Origin of the sequence: Nesterenkonia haasae, from assembly GCF_010119385.1 — a bacterium.
Classification (GTDB): domain Bacteria; phylum Actinomycetota; class Actinomycetes; order Actinomycetales; family Micrococcaceae; genus Nesterenkonia; species Nesterenkonia haasae.
Genome location: NZ_VFIE01000025.1, coordinates 1 through 221, shown reverse-complemented (window position 1 = coordinate 221; position 221 = coordinate 1). Strand labels below are relative to the sequence as shown.

At 56.6% G+C, this 221-nt stretch carries 1 protein-coding gene; it reads left to right on the top strand.

The window, feature by feature from the left end:
• Positions 1–216: hypothetical protein (locus FH975_RS12615; RefSeq protein WP_202923238.1), on the top strand; the 216-nt coding region annotated here is incomplete at its 5' end.
• Positions 217–221: the final 5 nt, after the last annotated feature.

The following is a 221-nucleotide window of genomic DNA, read 5'->3' as shown; positions in this document are numbered from 1 at the left end:
GCAGACCTCATATTCACACCCGAGGTCACCCGACCTGTAGAAGATGATGAACCGGAGCTGGAAGAACCCGACGACGACGAGCCCGAAGAGCTGCTCGCTGTGGAAGAACTGCCCGAACTAGACGAGTTGTTCGTACCTGAACTGCTGGAACCGGATGACCCGGTGCTCAAAAAGTCCTGCCACACCCAACCGGTATTGCCATTGACCCGCACCTGATACCA